This is a genomic window from Streptomyces sp. NPDC097129 (assembly GCF_055668065.1).
Genome location: NZ_JBVOQE010000002.1, coordinates 489,629 through 511,757, shown reverse-complemented (window position 1 = coordinate 511,757; position 22,129 = coordinate 489,629). Strand labels below are relative to the sequence as shown.

Here is a 22,129-nt window from a genome sequence, read left to right as displayed (position 1 = left end):
CTGGCTGTGGGGCGGGAAGGGTGAACTCGCTCCGTGCCGGTGCGGTGACGCTGACGTGCCGACCGGCGCCGGACTTGGGCGAAAAGCCCCTCCGCACCGGATGCTCACGGCACCCGGGCGGTCCACTCCGGCGAGGAGAACTTGGTGCCGGCCAGCTCCTCGGCGCGGGCCAGCTCCTGGTCCGTGACCTTGCCCTCGGTCAGGCCGTACCGCGTGCCGAAGGAGTCGATCATCCGCTCGATGACGGCCTCGCGGGGCAGCCCCGTCTGCCGGCGCAGCGGGTCCACCCGCTTCTTCGCGCTCCTGGTCCCCTTGTCGGACAGCTTCTCCCGCCCGATGCGCAGCACCTGCACCATCTTGTCGGCGTCGATGTCGTACGACATGGTCACGTGGTGCAGTACGGCCCCGGGCCCGCCGTGCGGGGCCACGAGCCGCTTCTGCGCGGCGCCCGCGATCTTGCCCTGGTCGGTGGCGATGTCGTTCAGCGGCTGGTACCAGGCCCGGATGCCCATGTCGCCGAGCGCGCCGAGCACCCAGTCGTCGAGATACGCGTAGCTGTCCTGGAACGACAGGCCCTGCACCAGCGCCTCCGGCACCGACAGGGAGTAGGTGATGGTGTTGCCCGGCTCCACGAACATCGCGCCGCCGCCCGAGATCCGGCGTACGACCTGCACACCGTGCCGCGCGGCGCCCTCCGCGTCGACCTCGTTGCGCAGGGACTGGAAGCTGCCGATGATCACCGCGGGCGCGCCCCACTCCCACACCCGCAGCGTCGGAGGGCGCCGCCCGGCGGCCACCTCGGCGGTCAGCACCTCGTCCAGCGCCATGTGCAGCGCCGGCGACTGCGGGCCCTCGTGGATCAGCTGCCAGTCGTAGTCCGTCCAGTCCGTGGCGTGCGCGAGGGCGCGGCGCACGGCGATCCCGACGCCTTCCGACGTCAGCCCGTACATCACCGTGCCCTCGGGCAGCGCCGCGTCGACGCGGGCCGCGAGCCCCGCCGCGTCGGTGTCCGCGGGGGCGCCCTCCAGGGCGCCGTTCACCGCGTCGAGCGCCTCGTCCGGCTCCAGGAAGAAGTCGCCCGCCACGCGCACGTGCCGCAGCACGCCGTCCTGGACGCCGACGTCCACGACGACGAGCTTGCCGCCGGGCACCTTGTACTCACCGTGCACTGCCTGGGCCTCCCATCCTGCTGTACCGGATCAACGTCGCAGGTGGCCGCTGTGTTCCGAAACTCTCCGGCGCCTGCCGAGGAGGAGCCGGTCAGGCCGGTGAGGAGGGTGAGGAGGGGAAACGGACGGCGAGCAGGGCCCGGTCGTCGGGGAACGCCGCCTCGGGCTGGTGGTGCAGGAAGCGGTTGCACAGCTCGGCGATGTCCAGGCCGCCGGTGGTGCGGGCGCACGCGGTCAGCCGTTCCATCCCTATGGCGAGGTCTTCTCGACGGCGCTCGATCAGCCCGTCGGTGTACAGCAGCAGGGTGTCGTTCTCGGTCACGGTGGTGTCGGCCTGTCGGTAACAGACGTTCCGGATGGGGCCGAGGGGTGGTGAGACGGCGTGGTTGAGGTAGGCGCTGCTGCCGTCGGCGTGGATGAGCAGCGGTGGCGGATGGCCGGCGGTGGCGTAGGTCAGTGTGCGGGTACGGCGGTCGAAGACCAGGTAGCAGGCGGTGGCCATGCGGTGCTGATGGTAGCGGCCCAGGAAGGTGTTGAGTTCGTCCATGACGGCGGTGGGGTCGGTGCTGCAGCGGGGCACGATGTTGCGCAGGGCGGCGGTGATCTGTGCCATGACGGTCGCTTCGTGCAGTCCGTGGCCGGCGACGTCACCGGTGCTCAGGCCGATGTGATCGGCGTCCACGTCGTAGACGTCGTACCAGTCGCCGCCGACCGAGAGCAGGTCACTGCCGGGGGCGTAGCAGGTGGCCGCCTCCAGACCGGGCAGGTGCGGCAGCTGGGGCAGCAGGCTGAGCTGCAGGCGTTCGGCGACCCGGTGCTCGTGCTCGTGCAGCCCCGCCCGGCGCAGGGCCTGGGCGATCTGCTGCGCCACAGCCGTCACATGCTCGGGCGCGGTGGAGCTGTCTGCGCCGTGCACGATCAACATGCCCAGCTGGACACTGTCCGCCTCCAGCGACAGGGCAAGGGGAACCGCATCCGCGACCTCGTCGGGAAGCGAGCCGTCCGAGGAAGAGGGCCGGTCCAGGTCGGTCCAGCCGCCCGCCTCGGCCGGAAGGCTCTTGTCCTCCGGTTGCAGCGGCGGCACCAGCCGCGCCGAGTGCAGAAAGAGCTCCGCGGCGGTGGCCCCCAGGGCAGCCGGCGCCACCTCGCTGACGACGCGGGAAACCTGCGCGAGGGTGATCGCACCGGCCAGGGCGGCCGTCAGGTCGTACAGGTGCTGCAACTGGGCACGGGCGGTCTGCTCAGCGGCCAGCAGTCGCGCCCGGTCCAATTCGGTGGCCCGGCGGAAGGCGACCTCCCGGTTCAGCGCCTCCACCTGCCGGCTGAGGACGACGAACTGGTCGGACGCCCCGGCCTCGACAAGATGCAGCTGCACGGCCGGCTGCGGGCCGTCCCACCACGTGGCCCGGGCCCCGTGACAGCGCAGCCGCCGCATGCGGCCGTCAGCGTCCTTGATGACCAGCGCGCCGGGCACCGGGCTGCCGCTGCGCAGCCATACAGTCAGCTGCTGACGCAGCCGCGGTGTGTCGTCGGGCCGTAGGTCGAACAGGCTGGCGCCCGGGTGCAGCCGGTCGTCACAGCGGCTCGCCGCCGGGTTGGCGGCCAGCACGCGGCCGTCGGCCCCGCACAGCAGGACCGGGTGGGGCAGCGGTCTGGTGATGGCCCGGAAGAGGCCAAGCGTCACGGAGCCACAGCCGGGTCGCCGAAGTACTCACGGCCACTCACCCTCTCGACATCCACGTCGGGGACCAGGTGCACCACCACGCGGCAGGCCGTGTCACCGCGCGCGATGGTCTGCTCCAGCTCCACCCGCGCATAGCCCAGGTTGCGGGCGGCGACGGTGCCGAAGACGTTCGACGTCATCATGCACATCGACTCCCGGCCCACCACCTTCTCCGCGAACGGGCACACCCGGTTGCCCAGCACGATCTTCTTCTCGTCGTGCTCGATGACGTAGAAATCACCGTTGATGCGGCGCTTGAGGTCCACGAGCGCCTCGGCGACCTGCTCACCCGTGAGCCGGTCGGTTCCCAGCGCCTTGAGGTACATCTCGTCGATCTGGGTGCCGACGGCCTGCCCCACCACGCTGACGTAGCCGGACGCCTCCTCCAGACCGATCACCGACTCCAGCGACGTCGCCAGCTCACGCACCAGCGTTCGCAGGAACACATCACGGTCCAGTGGAATCTCCACATCGGAAAGCTGTTCCATGCCGGCTCCCTCGCCCTCGGGCCACGGCGGCAGCGCGACCGGCCTGGCCTTGTTTCGTATGACGCGATATTTCCTGTGGCGCGACATTTCGTGTGACGCGGCATTTCCTGTGGCGCGACGCGATCTGATTCTGCCAGCGCCTTCCAGCCCGGCACCACCAGCCCTGTCGGTCTCCCGGCGGACGGCCCTTCACAGGATCTGCCGATGACCCGGCAAACACGGATGGTTCAGAAGGCTCGCAGGGGCAACCCGGCAGATGACCGGCACCGGCCGTGCACAGCGACGGCAGGCGGCGGCGCAGGGCCCCACGCTGGAGGAACCCCGTGAACGGCGAACCGACCATTCCGATCTGCGAGTCGCGCTTCCCCGCAGTGACGGCGAGCATCGCGGCCGCCCGGCACTGGGTCCGCGACTGTGTGGAAGGTTTCGGTGGGCCGCTGCGCCGGCAACGGCTGATCCAGACCGCCGAACTGCTCGTCTCGGAAATGGTCACGAACGCCATCCGCCACGGCACCGGCCCGCCCCTGATCCGGCTCACCTGGAACGGCCGGCTGCTGCGGATCGCGGTCAGCGATTACAGCGACCGCTGGCCACGCGTGCGTGCCACGAAGAACAGCGAGCCCGGCGGCTTCGGCATGCAGCTCCTCGAACGGCTCGCCCAACGCTGGGGCGTCACCCCACGTCACCCTGGCAAAACGGTCTGGGCGGAACTCAGCCTCGGCCCCTGAGCCGCCCTGCCCTCCCGGCGCTCGTACCAGCGGGCCGCGTCGCCGTCGGACAGCAGCTCGCCGGTAGGTTGCGCCCTTCCGCGTGGTCCTCCGCAGCGCCGTGGTCGGCGGCCTCGCGTCCGCGGTCCGAGAAGGGGCGCGAACGGAGGGCAACTTGCGCGAACAGAGGGCAACTTGAACGCCCCTGTCCTCCACCGGTGTTTTGATGGCGCGTGTCCCCGGATTCTCCCGACGACCACTCTCGCTGTCGCACAGGCCCGCTGACGTACATCAAACACCGAGGTCAGACATGCAGTTCACGACTCGCCCCGCCCTGAGCGGCACCTTCGGCATGGTGTCCTCCACCCACTGGCTGGCCTCCCAGTCGGCCATGGCGGTGCTTGAGGGCGGCGGCAACGCCTTCGACGCGGCCGTGGCCGGGGCGTTCGTGCTGCACGTGGTGGAGCCGCACCTGAACGGGCCGGCGGGTGAGGTGCCGGTCCTGCTGGCCCCGGCCGGCGGCGAGGTGCGGGTGCTGTGCGGACAGGGCGTGGCCCCGGCGGGCGCCACCGTCGCGCACTACCGGGGACTCGGGCTGGACCTCGTCCCCGGCACCGGCCCGCTGGCCGCCGCCGTGCCCGGCGCGTTCGACGCGTGGATGCTGCTGCTGCGCGACCACGGCACCAAGTCCCTCGCCGACGTCCTGACGTACGCCATCGGGTACGCCGAGCACGGGCACGCGCCCGTGGAGAACGTCGGCGCGACCGTGGAGACCGTACGGGAGCTGTTCGAGACCGAGTGGACGTCCTCGGCGGAGGTCTATCTGCCCGGCGGCCGCGCGCCCCGGCCCGGTGAGCTGCTGCGCAATCCCGCGCTCGCCGCCACCTGGAAGCGGCTGCTGGCCGAGACCGCCGGGGCGGGGGGCCGGGAGGAGCAGATCGAGGCCGCGCGGCAGGTGTGGCGCTCGGGCTTCGTCGCCGAGGCGCTGGTACGGCAGGCCGGGCGGCCCACGCTGGACACCAGCGGCGCGCACCACACCGGCACCCTCACGCCCGCCGACCTCGCCGGCTGGTCCGCGACCTACGAAGCACCGGTGACGTACGACTGGAACGGCTGGACGCTGTGCAAGGCCGGCCCCTGGAGCCAGGGCCCCGTCCTGCTCCAGCAGCTCGCCCTGCTCCCGGCCGAGCTGCCCCCTTACGGCTCCGCCGACTACGTCCACCTGCTCGTCGAGGGCTGCAAGCTCGCCATGGCCGACCGCGAGGCCTGGTACGGCGACGCCGCCCGCGTGCCCGTCGACGTGCTGCTGTCCGAGGAGTACAACGCGGCACGCCGGACCCTGATCGGCGACACCGCCTCCACCGAGCTGCGGCCCGGCAGTCCCGGTGGCCGCAGCCCGCGGCTCAGCGGGCACGCGCGCGTGGCCGCCACGGTCGAGCCGGGCCCCGATCCGCTGGCCGCGCTCGGCGTCGGCGAACCCACGGTCGCCAAGCCGTCCACCTCCCCGGTCCCGGGTGAGCCGCTGGTCGGCGCGGACGGCGCCACGCGCGGCGACACCTGCCACCTGGACGTCGTCGACCGCTGGGGCAACATGGTCTCCGCCACGCCCAGCGGCGGCTGGCTGCAGTCCAACCCCGTGGTGCCCGAGCTGGGCTTCCCGCTCGGCACCCGGCTGCAGATGACGTGGCTGGAGGAGGGCCTGCCGAACTCCCTGACGCCCGGCCGCCGCCCCCGCACCACCCTCACCCCGTCGCTCGCGCTGCGCGACGGCGTGCCCGTCCTCGCCTTCGGCACCCCCGGCGGCGACCAGCAGGACCAGTGGCAGCTGCACTTCTTCCTCGCCGCCGCCCTGCGCTCCCCGGTGCGCGGCGGACTCGACCTGCAGGGCGCCATCGACGCCCCGAACTGGCACAACGACAGCTTCCCCGGCTCCTTCTACCCGCGTGCCATGCGGCCGGGCGCTCTGACCGTCGAGTCCCGCACGGATCCCGGCGTCGTCGCCGAACTGCGCCGCCGCGGCCACGATGTGACCGTGGGGCCGCCGTGGTCCGAGGGCCGGCTGTGCGCCGTCGCCCGCGACCCGCGCACCGGCGTGCTGTCGGCGGCGGCGAATCCACGGGGGATGCAGGGGTATGCGGTGGGCCGCTGAGCCCCCGCGGTCCCGCGACCTCGGGGCTCGGGGCTCAGGGCTCGGCGCTCGGGGCAAAGGCGCGGAGCCGCACGTTCATGGCGATTCCACCCGGTGTGCACGGGCCGGGCGAGGAATGTCAGTGCCGCATGCTGTGATGGAGGCATGATCGAAGACACGGAAACCATCGAGGAGTTTCTCGCCCGCCACTCGGCCGACGTGGAGGAGGCGGTCCGCGCGGCCGCCGCGGCCGAGATCATGCCCCGCTGGCGGCAGCTCGCCGACCACGAGGTGGACGTCAAGAGCGGGCCGCACGACCTGGTGACGGACGCCGACCGCAAGGCCGAGGTGTATCTCACCGAGACCCTGCTCGCCCTGCTGCCCGGCTCCGTGGTGGTCGGCGAGGAGGCCGTGCACGCCAACCCCGCCACATACGAGGCGATACGGGGCGAGGCGCCGGTGTGGATCGTCGACCCCGTCGACGGCACACGGCAGTTCGTGCGCGGCGAGGACGGCTTCTGCACCCTGGTCGCGCTCGCCCAGGGCGGCGTCCTGCGCGCCTCGTGGACGTACGCGCCCGCCCGCGGCCAGTTCGCCACCGCCGTGCGCGGCGGCGGCGCCCACCTCGACGGGCAGCGGCTGTACGCGGGGCCGCCGGCCCCGGGCGAGGACCTGCGGGTCGCGACCTCGCACCCCGACTACACCACCGAGGAGCAGAAGCGCGCCCTGCTCGGCCTGCGCACGCCGGGTGTCGCGCCGCGCGACTGCGGTTCGGCGGGTCTGGAGTACCTGGCCGTCGCGCGCGGCGAATCCGACGGTGTGGCGTTCTCCTGGGAAGCGGCCTGGGACCACGCGGCGGGCCTGCTGCTCGTCGAGGAGGCCGGCGGCACCCACCTGACCGTCACCGGCGAGCCGTTCCGCATCACCGGCGGCAACGCCCTGCCGTTCACCGCGGCCCGCGACGCGGCCACGGCACGCCGGATACGGGCGCTGCTGGCGTAGGGGAGTGGGGGGCGTAAGAGCGTGGGGAGCGTGGGGGCATAGGGCGTAAGGGACGGCGAACGGCGACACGACGGGCGGGGCGGCGCCGCCGCGAGGCCGAGAGACCGGGACCCGACGGCGGCAGCCCACCGCTCGGCCGGGCGGAAGGCCACCCCTCGGCCGGGCGGCAGCCCACCGCGCCGCCGAGCCTGTCGGTGCCCCGGCATATCCTGAACCCCTCAGGCAGGCCGTCGGCTGACGAAGGGGTCCGAAGGTGCCGTCGATGCTCGATGCGGTCGTGGTGGGTGCGGGGCCGAACGGCCTGACCGCAGCCGTGGAGCTGGCCCGTCGCGGCTTCTCCGTCGCTCTGTTCGAGGCCCGCGACACCGTCGGCGGCGGCTCGCGCACCGAGGAGCTGACGCTGCCCGGCTTCCGCCACGACCCGTGCGCCGCGGCCCACCCCCTCGCCGTCAACTCGCCCGCCTTCCGCACCATGCCGCTGGAGCGCTACGGGCTCGAGTGGCTGCACCCCGAGCTGCCCATGGCGCACCCCTTCCCGGACGGCAGCGCGGCCGTGCTCGCCCGCTCGGTCGCCGAGACCGCCGCGTCCTTCGGCCCGCGCGACGCCGGCGCCTACCGCCGGCTGGTGGAGCCGTTCCTGTACAAATGGGACACCCTGGCGCGGGACTTCATGTCCCTGCCGCTGACCGCGCTGCCCCGCGACCCGGTGACGCTCGCCCGGTTCGGTCTCGTCGGCCTGCCCCCGTCCACCTGGCTGACCCGCCGCTTCCGCGACGAGAAGGCCAAGACGCTGTTCGCCGGTCTCGTCGCGCACGTCATGGCCCCGCTCAGCGGCCTCGCCACCGGAGCCATCGGCCTGGTCTTCGCGCTCGCCGCGCACGCCCGAGGCTGGCCCGTCGTCCGCGGCGGCTCCCAGACCATCTCCGACGCGCTCGCCGCGTACCTGACGGACCTGGGCGGCGAGATCCACACCGACTACGAGGTCAAGCGGCTCGACGATTTGCCCCCCGCCCGCGCCTACGTCTTCGACACCTCACCCACCGCCCTGGCCCGCATCGCCGGCTTCGGCCGCTTCTACGACGGCTACCGGTACGGCCCCGGCGCCTTCAAGATCGACTACGCCCTGGACGGCCCGGTCCCGTGGACCGCGCCGGAGGCCCACAGCGCCGGCACGGTGCAGATCGGCGCGAACAGCGCGGAGATCGGCGCCGCACTGCGCGCCGCCTCCCGCGAGGGCCGCGCCCCCGAGCGCCCGTTCATGATCACCGTGCAGCCGAGTGTGGTCGACCCCACCCGCGCGCCCGAGGGCAAACACGTCTTCTGGGCCTACGGTCACGTCCCGAACGGCTGGACCGGCGACCTCACCGACGCCCTGGAACGCCAACTGGAGCGCTTCGCGCCCGGATTCCGCGACCGCGTCCTCGCCCGCGCCACTGCGGGACCACCCGAACTGGCCGTCCGCAACGCCAACTACGTCGGCGGCGACATCGCCTCCGGCGCGGTGTCCGGACTCCAGACGCTGCTGCGCCCCAGACTGTCCCTGTTCCCGTACGCCACCCCGCACCCGGCCGTCTTCATCTGCTCGTCGGCCACCCCGCCGGGCCCGGGCGTGCACGGCATGTCGGGGCACAACGCGGCCAAGGCCGTGTGGAGGAGGCTGAGGCAGGAATGACCACCATCACCCTGGTCCAGGGCGACATCACCCGGCAGAGCGCCGACGCCCTCGTCAACGCGGCCAACTCCTCCCTGCTGGGCGGCGGAGGCGTCGACGGCGCGATCCACCGCCGCGGCGGCCCGGCCATCCTCGACGACTGCCGGAAGCTGCGCGCCTCTGACTACGGTAAGGGCCTCCCCACGGGCCAAGCGGTCGCCACCACCGCGGGCGAGCTGGACGCCCGCTGGGTGATCCACACGGTCGGCCCGGTCCACAGCGTGAGCGAGGACCGCTCCGGCCTGCTCGCCTCCTGCTACCGGGAGTCCCTCCGCGTGGCCGACGAACTCGGCGCGAGGACGGTCGTCTTCCCGGCGATCTCCACGGGCGTCTACCGCTGGCCGATGGACGACGCGGCCCGCATCGCGGTCGAGACGGTCCGCGCCACGCCCACGGCGGTGGAAGAGGTCCGCTTCGCCCTCTTCGACGACCGCGCGTACGACGCGTTCGCCCGGCAACTGGGCTGACGCGGCGGCCCCGGCCCCCAAAGCGTCCCCGTCGCCGACGGTGCGTCACAGGCCCGCGCTAGCCTGGCCGCGCCGCACAGCCGGTGATCGTTCACGGGCTGCGCGGCATGGAGCTGTTCCCTTTTCTGGAGGTTGAAGCGATGCGTCTTGCCGATGGACCCGGGGTGGAGTGTGAGATCGAGATAGCGGCCGCGCCGGAGCAGGTGTGGAAGGTCGTCTCGGACATCGCCACCTCGGCGAAGTACAGCCCGGAGCTGCAGGAGGTGGAGTGGCTCGACGGGGCGCGGGGGCCGGCCGTCGGCGCGTGCTTCTCCGGCCGCAACCACAACGAGCACATGGGGGACTGGCGCACCGTCAGCCGCGTCTCGGCGTGCGAGGAGCCGAGCACCTTCGCCTGGGAGGTCGGCTTGCGCCGCGACCCGGACGCGAAGGCGCTCGCCGTGTGGACCTACACCCTGGAGCCGGTCGCCGACGGAGCCGGCACCCGGCTGCGGCACGGGATGCGCATCGGCCCCGGCCGCGGCCCGCTGCAGGACTTCGTGGAGAAGCATCCGGAGCGTGAGGAGCAGATCATCGACGGCCGGCTCGCCCTGCTGCGCACCGGCATCGAGGCGACGCTCGCCGGCGTGAAGGCCGAGGCCGAGGCGTAGCCGATTCCGCGTCGACGTGCGGCGGATTCGGTGCCGAGGCGTGGCCGGTTCCGTGTCCCCGCCGGCCGGTTCCGGCATGCCGCTGATCCTGATGGGCGAAGCGAGTCCATCAGGATCGCACAAACTCCGACAGAATCGTTGATAGGAATGTGTTCGGGTTCTAGGGTGACGGGGGCTCAGTAGCCCCCTGCTCACCATGAGTTGCGCTTCCGTCCTCAGGAAGGCCACGGTCATGCCGCACCCGAACGCGTCCCCGTCCGCCCGCCCCGAGCCCACGGTCGTCAGCCGCCGTCGTCTCCTGGAGTCCTCCGCCGCCGTGCTCGGCGCGCTCGCCCTGTCCGGCCCGTCCGTCGCCGCGCACGCCGCCGATCCGCGCGAGGCGGCGGACGACCGCTCCGAGTGGAACGGGCAGATGACCCTGTTCCAGGTGGGCACCGAGCCACCGCACACCACCCTCATGCCGTACGCGAACCTCGCCCAGGCGCTGAAGGCCGACCGCACGGCCTCGCCGTTCCGGCTGAGCCTCGACGGGACCTGGAAGTTCGCCTACGCCGACCGCCCCGACGACCGGGATGCCGACTTCCACCGCACCGACCTCGACGACCGGGACTGGGAGTCCATCCCCGTCCCCTCCGTGTGGCAGCTGCACGGCCACGACTTCCCGATCTACGTCAACATCACCTACCCCTACTGGGGCCCCAACGGCCTGGGCGAGGAGGTGCAGCCGCCCGCCGCGCCGACCCGCTACAACCCCGTCGGCCAGTACCGGCGCACCTTCACCGTTCCGCGGGACTGGTCCGGCCGCCGCACCTTCCTGCACTTCGAGGGCGTCAAGTCCGCGCACTACGTGTGGATCAACGGGCAGCTCGTCGGCTACCACGAGGACTCCTACACCCCCGCCGAGTACGACATCACCGACCTTCTGAAGCCCGGCACCAACCAGATCGCCGTCGAGGTCTACCGCTACTCCGACGGCGACTGGCTGGAGGACCAGGACATGCTCCGGCTGAGCGGCATCTTCCGCTCGGTCTACCTGTACTCCACGCCGAGCGTGCACCTGCGCGACTTCAAGCTGGACACCCCGCTCGGCGGCGACTACCGGTCGGCCGAGCTGAAGGTGACCGCGAGCGTGCGCGACTACGGCGGCGACGGCGGCGGGAGGCACACCGTCGAGTGCATGCTGTACGACGCCGACGGCCACCCGGTGTGGCCCCGGCCCCTGCAGCAGATCGCCGACCTCGGCTCCGGCGGCGAACTGACCGTGCAGGCCGCCAGAGCCGTACCGGATCCCAGGCTGTGGTCGGCCGAGCGGCCGTATCTCTACACCGCAGTCCTCCAACTGCGCGACCCGGCGGGCAAGGTGACCGAGACGCTCTCGCACCGCGTCGGGCTGCGCGAGTTCGCGCTGAGGGACGGTCTGATGCGCGTCAACGGGCAGCCGGTGTCCTTCCGCGGCACCAACCGCCACGAGATGCACCCCGACCGCGGCACCGCGCTCACCCGCGCCGACCTGGTGCGCGACATCGAGATCATCAAGCGGATGAACATCAACTCCGTCCGCACCTCCCACTACCCCAACAACCCGCAGTGGCTGGAACTCGCCGACGCATACGGCCTCTACCTCGTCGACGAGACCAACCTGGAGACGCACGGCGTCCGCGACCAGTACCCCGGCAGCCGGCCCGAGTGGACCGCCGCCTGCGTCGCCCGCGCCCAGAACATGGTCCACCGCGACAAGAACCACGCCTCGGTGGTCATCTGGTCGCTCGGCAACGAGGCCGGCGGCGGCAGCACCTTCAGCGCCATGCACGACTGGATCCACTCCTACGACCCCACCCGCGTCATCCAGTACGAGGGCGACGACCGGCCCGGCGTCAGCGACATCCGCTCGGAGATGTACGACACCCCGGCGCGCGTGGAGCAACGGGCCAAGGACCCTGCCGACACCCGGCCGTACGTCATGATCGAGTACGCCCACGCGATGGGGAACTCCAACGGCAACCTCAAGGCGTACTGGGATCTGGTCCGCCGCTACGACGTTCTGCAGGGCGGCTGGATCTGGGACTTCGTCGACCAGTCGCTGAGCTGGCCGACCCCGGCGCGCACGCTGCTCACCGAGACCGGGCCGGGCCGGCTGCGCGGCGAGATCCTGCCGGCGTACGGCCGCTTCGACCGGGCCAAGGGCGTCAGCGGCGGCACCGTCTTCGCCCGCGACGACCGCCTCGACCTCACCGGCTCGCTCACCGTGGAGGCGTGGATCACCCCGGGCGTCACCGGCTACCACCAGCCGGTCATCGCCAAGGGCGACACCCAGTACGCACTGAAACAGACCAACGGGACGCTGGAGTTCTTCATCCACAGCGCCGGCCAGTGGATCACCGCGAGCTGGACGCTGCCCGCCGGCTGGAGCGGCCGCGAACACCACGTCGCCGGCGTCTTCGACGCGGACGCGGGCACGGTGGCGCTGTACGTCGACGGTGCGGTGAGGGCGTCGCGGGCGACGACCCTGCGGCCGACCAGCACCACCGCGCCGCTCTCCCTCGCCACCGATGCCGACAACCCGACCCGCGAGTTCAGCGGCACCATCCGGCGGGCGCGGGTCTACGCCCGTGCGCTCGGCGCCGGTGAGCTGGCCGCCGAGGGGCGCGGGCCCGGGGACGCGGGCGTGCGGTTCTGGTTCGACGCGGCGACCGTCGCTCTCAGCGAGGTCACGCCGAAGCAGAAGACGTTCTTCGCGTTCGGCGGCGACTGGGGCGACAACCCCAACGACGGCGCCTTCGCCGCCGACGGCATCATCACCGCCGACCGCGGCCACACCGGCAAGGCCGCCGAGGTCAAGCGGATCTACCAGGCGATCAACGCCGCCCCGGCCGGTGCGGACCCGCGCCGGGTGACCCTCACCAACGAGTACCTGTTCACCAACATCCGCGACTTCGACGGCAGTTGGTCACTGGTCGCCGACGGGACCGTCGTCCAGAAGGGGAAGCTGTCCCGGAGTCAGCTGGACGTCGCGCCGCTCACCAGCAAGGACGTCACCGTGCCGCTGACCCTGCCGGGCAGCCCCGCGCCCGGCACGGAGTACTTCCTCGAGCTGTCCTTCACCACCAAGGAGGCCACGCCCTGGGCGAAGGCCGGCTTCGAGGTGGCCCGGCAGCAGATCGCCCTCGACGCCGGCAGCCCGGCGGTGACCCCCGCGCCGCTCGGCTCCGTCCCGGCGCTGCGGTACGCCGACACGGCCGCGTCCGTCACCGTCACCGGTGCGGACTTCACGGTCGCCGTCGACAAGCGCACCGGTCTCATCACCACCTACGAGGCGGCCGGGACGCAGCTGATCACCTCCGGTCCCATGCCCAACTACTGGCGCGCGCCCACCGACAACGACCGCGGCAACGGCCAGCACACCCGCAACCAGACCTGGCGTGACGCGGGCGCCCGCCGTGCCGTGACCGGTGTGACCGTGCGGCCTCTGCGGGACCGCGCCGTCGTGATCGAGGTGGCCGGCACCCTGCCCACGACGGTGGCCTCCACATACACCACCACCTACACCGTGTTCGGCAATGGCGAAATCCGCGTCGACCACACGTTGCGCCCGGGTGCCGCGAGCCTGCCGTACATCCCGGAGGTCGGCACGATGCTGTTCCTGCCGGAGCGGCTGGAGCACCTGCACTACTACGGGCGCGGCCCCGAGGACAACTACTGGGACCGCAACGACGGCACCGACGTCGGCCTGTACTCCGGGACCGTCTCCGAGCAGTGGATCTCCTACATCCGCCCCCAGGAGAACGGCAACAAGACCGACGTGCGCTGGGCCGCCCTCACCGACGCCGCCGGCCGGGGCCTGCTGGTGAGCGGAGAGCCGCTGATCGAGGTCAACGCGTCCCACTTCACCCCGGAGGACCTGTCCCTCGGCGTCCGCCACGACTACCAGCTCACCCCGCGCAAGGAGGTCGTGCTGCGGGTCAACCACCGTCAGATGGGCGTCGGCGGCGACAACAGCTGGGGCGCCCACACCCACGACGAGTACACACTCCTCGCCGACCGCGACTACACGTACACCTACCGTCTGCGCCCCCTCAAGGACGTGAACGCGGCGACCCCGCTGACCCGCCGGCCGACCGGAACCGGCTGACCCGGACGACGCAAGCGCACGACGGACGACGGCCCCAGGGGGCGCGGGCCAGGCGGGATGGCCCCCTGGGTGCCGGCGAGGAGCGCTCGTGAAGGCCTCCCCGGTCATCCCGTGGCAAGGACCAGGCAAGGACCAAGATCACACCCCCGGGCCGGGTGAGATGTGTGATCGGCGTGGCGGGGAGGCTGTGGGGGAGAAAGAATCCGGGGGTCAGCACTTCACGGAACACCCGAAAAGGAAGTCCTCATGGTCGAGCAGGACGAGCGCTTCGACGTCGTGGTCCTCGGCGCGGGCCCCGGCGGCTACGTCGCCGCGATCCGCGCCGCTCAGCTGGGCAAGCGCGTCGCCGTCGTCGAGGAGAAGTACTGGGGCGGCGTCTGCCTGAACGTCGGCTGCATCCCCACCAAGGCGCTGCTGCGCAACGCCGAGCTCGCGCACATCGTCACCCGTGAGGCGAAGACCTTCGGCATCACGTCGGACAGTCCCATCTCCTTCGACTACGGCGAGGCCTTCCGCCGCAGCCGCCGCGTCGCCGACGGCCGGGTCAAGGGCGTCCACTACCTGATGAAGAAGAACAAGATCACGGAGTTCGACGGCCGCGGCATCTTCCTCGACGCGAACACGCTCCAGGTCACCGACTACGACGGCAACACCCGCACGATCGGCTTCGACAACTGCATCATCGCCACCGGCGCCACCCCCAAGCTGCTGCCCGGTACGAAGCGCAGCGCGCGCGTGGTGACCTACGAGGAGCAGATCCTCGCCGAGGACCTTCCGCAGTCGGTCGTCATCGCGGGCGCCGGCGCGATCGGCATCGAGTTCGCCTACGTGCTGCACAACTACGGCGTGAAGGTCACCATCGTCGAGTTCCTGGACCGCGTCGCCCCGCTGGAGGACGCCGAGGTCTCCGCGGAGCTGGCCAAGCAGTACCGCAAGCTCGGCATCGACGTGCTCACCTCCACCCGCGTGGACGCCATCGACGAGTCCGGCCCGCAGGTCCGCGTCACCGTCACCGCCAAGGACGGCTCCCAGCAGGTGCTGGAGGCCGACAAGGTGCTCCAGGCCATCGGCTTCGCCCCGAACGTCGAGGGCTACGGCCTGGAGACCACCGGCGTCAAGGTCACCGACCGCGGCGCGATCGACGTCGACGGCCGCTGCCGCACCTCCGTGCCGCACATCTACGCCATCGGCGACGTCACCGCCAAGCTCATGCTGGCGCACGCCGCCGAGGCCATGGGCGTCGTCGCCGCCGAGACCATCGCGGACGCGGAGACCATGGAGCTGGAGTACGCGATGATCCCGCGCGCCACCTACTGCCAGCCGCAGATCGCCAGCTTCGGCTACACCGAGGCCCAGGCCCGCGAACTCGGCTACGACGTGAAGGTCGCGAAGTTCCCCTTCACCGCCAACGGCAAGGCGCACGGCCTCGGCGACTCCACCGGCTTCGTCAAGCTGATCAGCGACGCCAAGTACGGCGAGCTGATCGGCGGACACCTCATCGGTCCCGACGTCACCGAACTGCTGCCCGAGCTGACCCTGGCCCAGCAGTGGGACCTCACCGTCCACGAGGTCGCCCGCAACGTGCACGCCCACCCGACGCTGGGCGAGGCCGTCAAGGAGGCCGTCCACGGACTCGCCGGCCACATGATCAACTTCTAGTGGGCGTCTGACCGGCCTCCGACGCGCCGCACCGGTGCTCGCCCCACCCGGGCGAGCACCGGCCCCAGCGCCGGCAGAGCGCGGCGTACCCGTACGTTAGGGTCGACGCCGACGCCACGCCCGCGACCAGCAGCGGCCCGCCCGCGTCGCCGGGCTCCCGGCCCGGCTCCGCCGCCCCATGGTCTGCCCCAGCCGCTCCTTCGGCGCCCCCGCGGCCGGCGCGGCGTACCCCAGCGGGGTGATCAGCCCGGTACCGAGACCGATCAGCGCGGCGGCGAGCACACACCCGTGAGCCTCGGCAGCATCGCGCACTCCGCCCCGGCCGCCGCCGCCGGCGGCAGCACCGCGCCCAGCCCGGTGCCCGTGCGCAGCCGCCCGGCGTCCAGCGCCCGGCGTCCAGCGCCCGGCGTCCAGCGCCCGCGCGGCCCGCGGCCGCACGACTGCCGCGCACGCCGCCGGCACCGACACCGCCGCGCCCGTCGCCACCGGCCGGAGCCCGGCCGCCCGCCCCGACACCGGCAGGAAACCCACCCCGACCGACAGCGCGGCCGTCGCCCCGGCCGGCGCCGCCCTCGGCACCAGGAACACCGGATCGGCCGGGCGCCGCGCCAGATCCAGCACCGTCTGCCGCTTCTTCGGCAGCGGCGGTACGTCGGGCACCGCCGCCCACGCCCAGAGCGCGGCCCCGGCGCCGAGCACCGCGAGCACCCGGAACAGCAGCCGCAGCCCGCTGGCCCACACCAGCACCCCGCCCAGCAGCGGGCCCAGCGTGGAGCCGACGGACTTGAGGAAGCCGTAGCTGCCGACGGCACGGCACGGCCCTGCCCCGCCGCCGGGTTCAGCCGGGACACCAGCGCCGCCGCCGACGCCGACGGCGAGAAGGCGGAGGCCGCGGCGCCCTGCCCGAGCCGTGCCGCCCACGGCCGGCCGGGGCGGTCCAGAGGACCAGCAGGGAGGTGACGGCGTCCGCGTCGGCCGCGCCGGGGCTCGCCGCGATGCCGTGCGCCCCGAAGGCGGTGGTGAAGCCGGCCGCGTACAGCGGTGCCCGCGCCCGGCACGGCGCCGGCTCACCCGGCAGGGTCACGGCTGCCCGGCCGGGGATGCTCCGCGAGCCGGCCGGCGGCTGATGACGACTGCGAGGCCACGGCCGTGTCGTCACGACACGGCGCCGAGAGGGCGAGCGTATCGTCACGACGCGGCGCCGAGAGGCGGGGGTGTCGTCACGACGCGGCGCCGAGAGGCGAGCGTGTCGCGTCAGTGATCCGTCCCTGCGCAGCCCACGCCGCGTCGATGTCGGATTCCCGCCAGCCCTGGCCGCCCGCGTCGCCGATGCTTGAGGCATGCAGAACGGGATGCACACCGACCGGGAGCGGTGCGTGCGCGCCGTCCAGTCCAAGGACGCGCGCTTCGACGGCTGGTTCTTCACCGCCGTCCTGACCACCGGCATCTACTGCCGGCCCAGCTGCCCGGCCGTACCGCCGAAGCCCGAGAACATGACCTTCCATCCGAGCGCGGCCGCCTGCCAGCAGGCCGGCTTCCGCGCCTGCAAACGCTGCCGCCCCGACACCAGCCCCGGCTCACCGGAGTGGAACCAGCGCGCCGACCTCACCGCCCGCGCCATGCGGCTGATCGCCGACGGCGTCGTGGACCGCGAGGGCGTGCCCGGCCTCGCCGCCCGTCTCGGCTACAGCACCCGCCAGGTCGAACGCCAGCTCCTCGCCGAGCTGGGCGCTGGGCCCCTCGCCCTGGCCCGCGCACAGCGCGCCCAGACCGCGCGCCTGCTCATCGAGACGACGCAGCTGCCGATGGCGGACATCGCCTTCGCCGCCGGCTTCGCCTCCATCCGCACCTTCAACGACACCGTCCGCGAGGTCTTCGCCGTCGCCCCGAGCGACCTGCGCGCCCGCGTCCCGCGCAGCGCCACGCCGGCCGCCCCCGGCACCCTGTCGCTGCGCCTGCCCTTCCGGGCCCCGCTGAACCCGGACAACCTCTTCGGCCACCTCGCCGCGACCGCCGTACCCGGCGTGGAGGAGTGGCGGGACGGCTCCTACCGGCGCACGCTGCGGCTGCCGTACGGGCATGGCATCGCCGCCCTCACCCCGCGCCCCGACCACATCGCCTGCCGCCTCACCCTCACCGACCTGCGCGACCTCACCGTCGCCATCAGCCGCTGCCGCCGTCTGCTCGACCTGGACGCCGACCCGGTCGCCGTCGACGACGCACTGCGCGCCGACCCGCTGCTCGCGCCCCTGGTCGACAAGGCACCCGGGCGGCGCGTGCCGCGCACGGTCGACGAGGCGGAGTTCGCCGTGCGGGCCGTGCTCGGGCAGCAGGTGTCCACGGCCGCCGCCCGCACCCACGCCGCTCGGCTCACCACGGCGCACGGCGAGCCGGTCGCCGACCCCGAGGGCGGCCTGACCCACCTGTTCCCGTCCCCGCAGGCCCTCGCGGCGGTGGACCCCGAGACCCTGGCGATGCCCCGCACCCGCTGCACCACCCTCACCACCCTGGTCCGTCACCTGACCGACGGCTCCCTCCATCTGGGCGTCGAGAGCGACTGGGCCGAGACCCGCGCCCGGCTGCTGGACCTGCCCGGCTTCGGCCCCTGGACGGTCGACGTCATCGCCATGCGCGCCCTCGGCGACCCCGACGCCTTCCTCCCCACCGACCTCGGCATCCGCCGCGCGGCCGCCGACCTGGGCCTGCCCGCCACCCCGGCCGCCCTCACCGCCCGCGCGACGGCCTGGCGCCCCTGGCGGGCGTACGCCGTGCAGTACCTGTGGGCGACCGACGACCACCCCATCAACTTCCTGCCCGTGTGAGGACGTTCATGAAGCAGCACACCGTGATCGACAGCCCGTGCGGCCCGCTCACCCTCGTCGCCGACGACGGTGTCCTGTGCGGGCTGTACATGACCGCGCAGCGCCACCGCCCACCCGAGGAGACCTTCGGAGATCGCGACCCGACCCCGTTCACCGAGGCCGAGCACCAGCTGAAGGCCTATTTCGCGGGCGAGTTGCGGGAGTTCACCCTCGAACTGCGCCTGCACGGCACCCCGTTCCAGCGCAGCGTATGGCAACAGCTGCGGGCGATCCCCTACGGCGAGCGGCGCACCTACGGCGACCTGGCCGCCGCCCTCGGCGCGCCGGGCGCCTCCCGCGCGGTCGGTCTCGCCAACGGCAGGAACCCGATCGGCATCATCGTCCCCTGCCACCGCGTCGTCGGCGCCGACGGCGGCCTCACCGGCTACGGCGGCGGCCTGTGCCGCAAGCGCCAACTGCTGGACTTCGAAGGCGGTGCGGCGCTGTTCTGACCGACGTGCGCATGTGCTGTGCAGATTCACCGCAGGCCCCTCGGGACCGGCCGACGGCCCTCCGGACCCGTGTTTGGATCTTTCGGCAGCCAGTACGAAGGGAAAACGCATGAACTCCGTTTACCAGGTCGAGACCGCCGAGATCTCCGAGGCCGAACTCGACAACGTCGCCGGTGGTCTCGCCGTGCACGCCGGTGTGGGGCTCGGTGGCGGGCTCGCCGTCGGCGCCGCGGGGACCGTCGAGGCGGGCCTGCAGGCTCAGGTCTGCGTCGAGGTAGCCCTCTGATCAGCGGCTGACCCCGGGTGCCCGTGGTCCTCAACCCTGCCGTGGGCAGGAACGGTTGAGGTCCACGGGCACTTTGCTGTTCGCCTGACGGTCCGTGCTCGCCTGACGGGCCGTCACCCAGGGCTCACCGGAATCTGCACACTCACTGCGCATCCGGGCCACGTCCGGCGCCGGGCCCCGGCGTCGGTGCACGGTTTCGGCCAAGTGTCCTGTTCGGTACCGCTGTGGCAAGGCCGTCGGTGTTCCGAAGTGGCGGCGCAGATGAAGAAGTCGCTTCGAAGGCGTGGGCGCGTCTCCACAGATCAGAGCGTCCGGCACGCGTGCGCCCCGGTGGCGGCGGCCCGCGGGTGGAGATCGGGCCGAGCCCCGTGCTTGTATCCGTCGCGGCCCGCAATCGTCCCCGAGCGGGCCCACCCCCACGGGTACACATCAGTACGAAGGGAAGTCCCCCATGAACTCCGCTCCGCAGATCCAGACCGCCGAGATCGCCGACGCCGAGCTCGACGGCGTGGCCGGCGGCCTCGCGGCTCCGCACGCCTCCGTCGTCGCCGGCCCCACCGCGGTCAGCGACTCGGACCTCCTGGCCCAGGCCGGCGCGGCCCAGGCCACGGTGCTCGGCACCGCCGGCCAGTACCACCAGGCCGGCGTCACCGTCTCCTTCTGATCTCGCGGCCGAACGGCCGTACAGAGGAACCGGGCTCCTGGCCGGCCGGACGACCGGCCGGCCGGGAGCCTCACTCGCCCGCCTCGCCGCTCAGCCCGCGGAGCAGTGCGGGCAGGGCCGTGCCGATGGGTTCGCGGATCACCTCGTCCGCCAACTCGTCGTACGGCGTCGGCTCCGCGTTGACGACGATCAGCCGCGCCCCGTGGTCGGCGGCGACGCCGGCGAGCCCGGCGGCCGGCTGCACCTGAAGGCTGGTGCCGACGGCGATGAACACCTGGCACGCCTTGCTGATCGCGGCCGCCTCGCCGAGCACCATCGGGTCGAGCCGCTCGCCGAACATGACGGTCGCAGGCTTGAGAATGCCGCCGCAGTCCCAGCAGGGCGGGTCCGCCTCGCCGGCGTCGACCCGGGCGAGGGCGTCCTCCATCGCACTGCGCGCATGACATTCGGTGCACACCACACTGCGGGCGCTGCCATGGAGTTCGAGCACCTTGCGGGCGGGCATCCCCGCCAGCTGGTGCAGCCCGTCCACGTTCTGCGTGATCACCCGCACCGGCATCCCGGCCCGCTCCAGCTCCGCGACGGCCCGGTGCGCGGCGTTGGGCCGCGCCTGGAGCGCGCCGGTCTCGCGCCGCATCAGCCAGGAGCGCCGCCGGATCTCCGGACCGGCCATGTAGTACGTGTACGTCACGAGCTTCTCGGCGTCCGGATCGCGCCGCCACAGCCCGTCGGGACCGCGGTAGTCGGGGATGCCGGAATCGGTCGAGATCCCGGCGCCGCTGAGGATCGCTACGAGGGGCCTGGTCATGGGCCGAGCGTAGGACGCCGGCCGGCGCGGATCGAGCGGTGTCCGAGCGGGGAAGGCCCGCACCGGGGCGGCGATAACCGGTCGTGCGGTCGTGCGGGGTCGCGTTACGTTGGCCCGATGCCCGAGCTGACGACCGACCGGCTGCTGCTGCGCCACTGGCGCGAGTCCGACCTCGCCCCATGGGCGGCCATGAACGCCGACCCCGAGGTACGCGCGTACTTCCCCGACGTCCTCACACCGGAGCGCAGCGACGCGTCCGTGGCGCGTTTCCAGGCCGATCTTGACCGGCGGGGCTGGGGCTGGTGGGCGGTCGAGGTGCGCGACACCGGCGCCTTCATCGGGTTCACCGGCCTGGACCCCGTGGAGGAGGACATGCCGTTCACGGGGGTGGAGGCCGGGTGGCGGCTGGCCCGCCCGGCGTGGGGGCACGGGTACGCCACCGAGGCCGCCCGGGCGGTGATGGACTTCGGCTTCACGCGTCTCGGGCTCCCGGAGGTCCTCGCGGTGACGGCGGCCGCCAACGCCCGCTCCCAGGCCGTCATGCTCCGGCTCGGCATGACCCACGACCCGGCCGACGACTTCGACGACCCGGGCATGCCCGACGGCCCGCTGCGCCGCAGCGTGGTGTACCGGCTGCCCGCCCCCTCGGGGCACCGCTGAGGGCGCCGCCGGTCACACGAGCCGGTGGTCGCTCACCGGTCCGCCGCTCCGGCGACGCGGTGGCCGTTCTCCAGTTCCGCCGTACCCGAGCCGTCCGCCAGGACGTCGAGGGCGACCAGGACGCGACCGCACAGCGGGTCGAGGAGGAAGCCGGACAGCTCCTCGCGCGGCACCAGCCGCCACGACAGCAGCTCCTCCTCCTGCAGACGGATCGCCTTGAGGTCGTCCTCGGTCAGCACACCGCCGTCGTACAGGTACGCCACCAGCGGCGGCCGGCCAGGGCCGTGCGACCAGTCCACGGCGAGCAGCCGGCCCAGCGGCCGGTCCAGACCGATCTCCTCCAGCGTCTCGCGCCGCGCGCCCTGCCGCGGTGTCTCACCGTCGTCGGACTCGATCGTGCCGCCCGGCAGCGCCCAGCCCTCCCGGTAGCCGGGCTCCACCAGCAGCACCCGGCCCTCGGCGTCCCGGAACAGCGCGGCGGCCCCGGCCAGCACGCGCGGGAGGGAGGCGATGTACGTCGCGAAGTCAGCTGCGGTCATCCAGGAAGGGTAACCAGCCCCGGCCC

Annotated in this window: 20 protein-coding genes; 14 read left to right on the top strand and 6 right to left on the bottom strand. The window is 72.8% G+C overall.

The window, feature by feature from the left end; translation table 11 throughout:
* Positions 1 to 104: 104 nt before the first annotated feature.
* The 3 genes from AC0B9F_RS08210 to AC0B9F_RS08200 all read right to left on the bottom strand — a co-directional run bounded on the left by AC0B9F_RS08210 (position 105) and on the right by AC0B9F_RS08200 (position 3,380).
* Entirely contained in the window at positions 105 to 1,169 is a 1,065-nt protein-coding gene (locus AC0B9F_RS08210) for a lipoate--protein ligase family protein (RefSeq protein WP_471999849.1), read from the bottom strand.
* Positions 1,170 to 1,260: 91 nt separating this feature from the next.
* Positions 1,261 to 2,853 carry a SpoIIE family protein phosphatase gene (locus tag AC0B9F_RS08205; RefSeq protein WP_471999847.1) on the bottom strand — a complete coding sequence of 531 codons (1,593 nt, stop codon included), beginning with the start codon at positions 2,851 to 2,853 and terminating at the stop codon, positions 1,261 to 1,263.
* Entirely contained in the window at positions 2,850 to 3,380 is a 531-nt protein-coding gene (locus AC0B9F_RS08200; protein ID WP_471999843.1) for a methanogen output domain 1-containing protein, read from the bottom strand. The genes AC0B9F_RS08205 and AC0B9F_RS08200 overlap by 4 nt, the downstream gene beginning before the upstream one ends.
* A gap of 323 nt (positions 3,381 to 3,703) precedes the next feature.
* On the opposite strand from AC0B9F_RS08200, the gene AC0B9F_RS08195 reads away from it, so the two are divergent.
* From AC0B9F_RS08195 to lpdA, 8 genes are all read left to right on the top strand, one after another.
* On the top strand, positions 3,704 to 4,108 hold the full coding sequence (locus AC0B9F_RS08195; protein WP_471999842.1) for an ATP-binding protein: 405 nt from the start codon (positions 3,704 to 3,706) through the stop codon (positions 4,106 to 4,108).
* 289 nt (positions 4,109 to 4,397) lie between these two features.
* Entirely contained in the window at positions 4,398 to 6,236 is a 1,839-nt protein-coding gene (locus tag AC0B9F_RS08190; RefSeq protein WP_471999839.1) for a gamma-glutamyltransferase family protein, read from the top strand.
* Positions 6,237 to 6,380: 144 nt separating this feature from the next.
* Positions 6,381 to 7,217 carry an inositol monophosphatase family protein gene (locus AC0B9F_RS08185; RefSeq protein WP_471999837.1) on the top strand — a complete coding sequence of 279 codons (837 nt, stop codon included), beginning with the start codon at positions 6,381 to 6,383 and terminating at the stop codon, positions 7,215 to 7,217.
* Positions 7,218 to 7,479: 262 nt separating this feature from the next.
* On the top strand, positions 7,480 to 8,889 hold the full coding sequence (locus AC0B9F_RS08180) for a phytoene desaturase family protein (protein ID WP_471999834.1): 1,410 nt from the start codon (positions 7,480 to 7,482) through the stop codon (positions 8,887 to 8,889).
* On the top strand, positions 8,886 to 9,395 hold the full coding sequence (locus AC0B9F_RS08175; protein ID WP_471999831.1) for an O-acetyl-ADP-ribose deacetylase: 510 nt from the start codon (positions 8,886 to 8,888) through the stop codon (positions 9,393 to 9,395). The genes AC0B9F_RS08180 and AC0B9F_RS08175 overlap by 4 nt, the downstream gene beginning before the upstream one ends.
* Positions 9,396 to 9,535: 140 nt before the next feature.
* A complete protein-coding gene (locus tag AC0B9F_RS08170) occupies positions 9,536 to 10,045 on the top strand; it encodes an SRPBCC family protein (protein WP_471999829.1) in 510 nt (169 codons plus the stop codon).
* A 232-nt stretch (positions 10,046 to 10,277) separates the two neighbouring features.
* Positions 10,278 to 14,174, top strand: coding sequence for a glycoside hydrolase family 2 TIM barrel-domain containing protein (locus AC0B9F_RS08165; RefSeq protein ID WP_471999828.1), 3,897 nt, complete (start codon positions 10,278 to 10,280; stop codon positions 14,172 to 14,174).
* A 246-nt stretch (positions 14,175 to 14,420) separates the two neighbouring features.
* The gene (gene lpdA, locus AC0B9F_RS08160; protein WP_471999826.1) at positions 14,421 to 15,833 is read left to right on the top strand and encodes a dihydrolipoyl dehydrogenase; all 1,413 of its coding nucleotides are present in this window, start codon (positions 14,421 to 14,423) and stop codon (positions 15,831 to 15,833) included.
* 96 nt (positions 15,834 to 15,929) lie between these two features.
* On the opposite strand, the gene AC0B9F_RS08155 is transcribed toward lpdA, so the two are convergent.
* Positions 15,930 to 16,754, bottom strand: coding sequence for an MFS transporter (locus AC0B9F_RS08155; protein ID WP_471999824.1), 825 nt, complete (start codon positions 16,752 to 16,754; stop codon positions 15,930 to 15,932).
* 35 nt (positions 16,755 to 16,789) lie between these two features.
* On the opposite strand from AC0B9F_RS08155, the gene AC0B9F_RS08150 reads away from it, so the two are divergent.
* The 5 genes from AC0B9F_RS08150 to AC0B9F_RS08130 all read left to right on the top strand — a co-directional run bounded on the left by AC0B9F_RS08150 (position 16,790) and on the right by AC0B9F_RS08130 (position 20,096).
* The gene (locus AC0B9F_RS08150) at positions 16,790 to 16,960 is read left to right on the top strand and encodes a hypothetical protein (RefSeq protein WP_471999822.1); all 171 of its coding nucleotides are present in this window, start codon (positions 16,790 to 16,792) and stop codon (positions 16,958 to 16,960) included.
* A 225-nt stretch (positions 16,961 to 17,185) separates the two neighbouring features.
* Complete coding sequence (locus AC0B9F_RS08145) at positions 17,186 to 18,655, top strand: AlkA N-terminal domain-containing protein (protein WP_472000880.1); 1,470 nt, start codon at positions 17,186 to 17,188, stop codon at positions 18,653 to 18,655.
* Between the two features lie 8 nt (positions 18,656 to 18,663).
* Complete coding sequence (locus AC0B9F_RS08140) at positions 18,664 to 19,146, top strand: methylated-DNA--[protein]-cysteine S-methyltransferase (protein ID WP_471999820.1); 483 nt, start codon at positions 18,664 to 18,666, stop codon at positions 19,144 to 19,146.
* Between the two features lie 109 nt (positions 19,147 to 19,255).
* A complete protein-coding gene (locus AC0B9F_RS08135) occupies positions 19,256 to 19,432 on the top strand; it encodes a hypothetical protein (RefSeq protein ID WP_471999817.1) in 177 nt (58 codons plus the stop codon).
* A 451-nt stretch (positions 19,433 to 19,883) separates the two neighbouring features.
* Positions 19,884 to 20,096 (top strand): hypothetical protein, encoded by a 213-nt coding sequence (locus AC0B9F_RS08130; protein ID WP_471999814.1) that lies wholly within the window; start codon positions 19,884 to 19,886, stop codon positions 20,094 to 20,096.
* A gap of 70 nt (positions 20,097 to 20,166) precedes the next feature.
* On the opposite strand, the gene AC0B9F_RS08125 is transcribed toward AC0B9F_RS08130, so the two are convergent.
* Complete coding sequence (locus AC0B9F_RS08125) at positions 20,167 to 20,904, bottom strand: SIR2 family NAD-dependent protein deacylase (RefSeq protein WP_471999810.1); 738 nt, start codon at positions 20,902 to 20,904, stop codon at positions 20,167 to 20,169.
* 117 nt (positions 20,905 to 21,021) lie between these two features.
* Here AC0B9F_RS08125 and AC0B9F_RS08120 point away from each other — a divergent pair, with 117 nt between their 5' ends.
* Positions 21,022 to 21,564, top strand: a complete 543-nt coding sequence (locus AC0B9F_RS08120) for a GNAT family N-acetyltransferase (protein WP_471999803.1) — start codon at positions 21,022 to 21,024, stop codon at positions 21,562 to 21,564.
* Between the two features lie 32 nt (positions 21,565 to 21,596).
* Here the strand turns inward: AC0B9F_RS08120 and AC0B9F_RS08115 are convergent, their stop codons facing one another.
* On the bottom strand, positions 21,597 to 22,103 hold the full coding sequence (locus AC0B9F_RS08115) for an NUDIX domain-containing protein (RefSeq protein WP_471999800.1): 507 nt from the start codon (positions 22,101 to 22,103) through the stop codon (positions 21,597 to 21,599).
* Between the last annotated feature and the right edge of the window lie 26 nt (positions 22,104 to 22,129).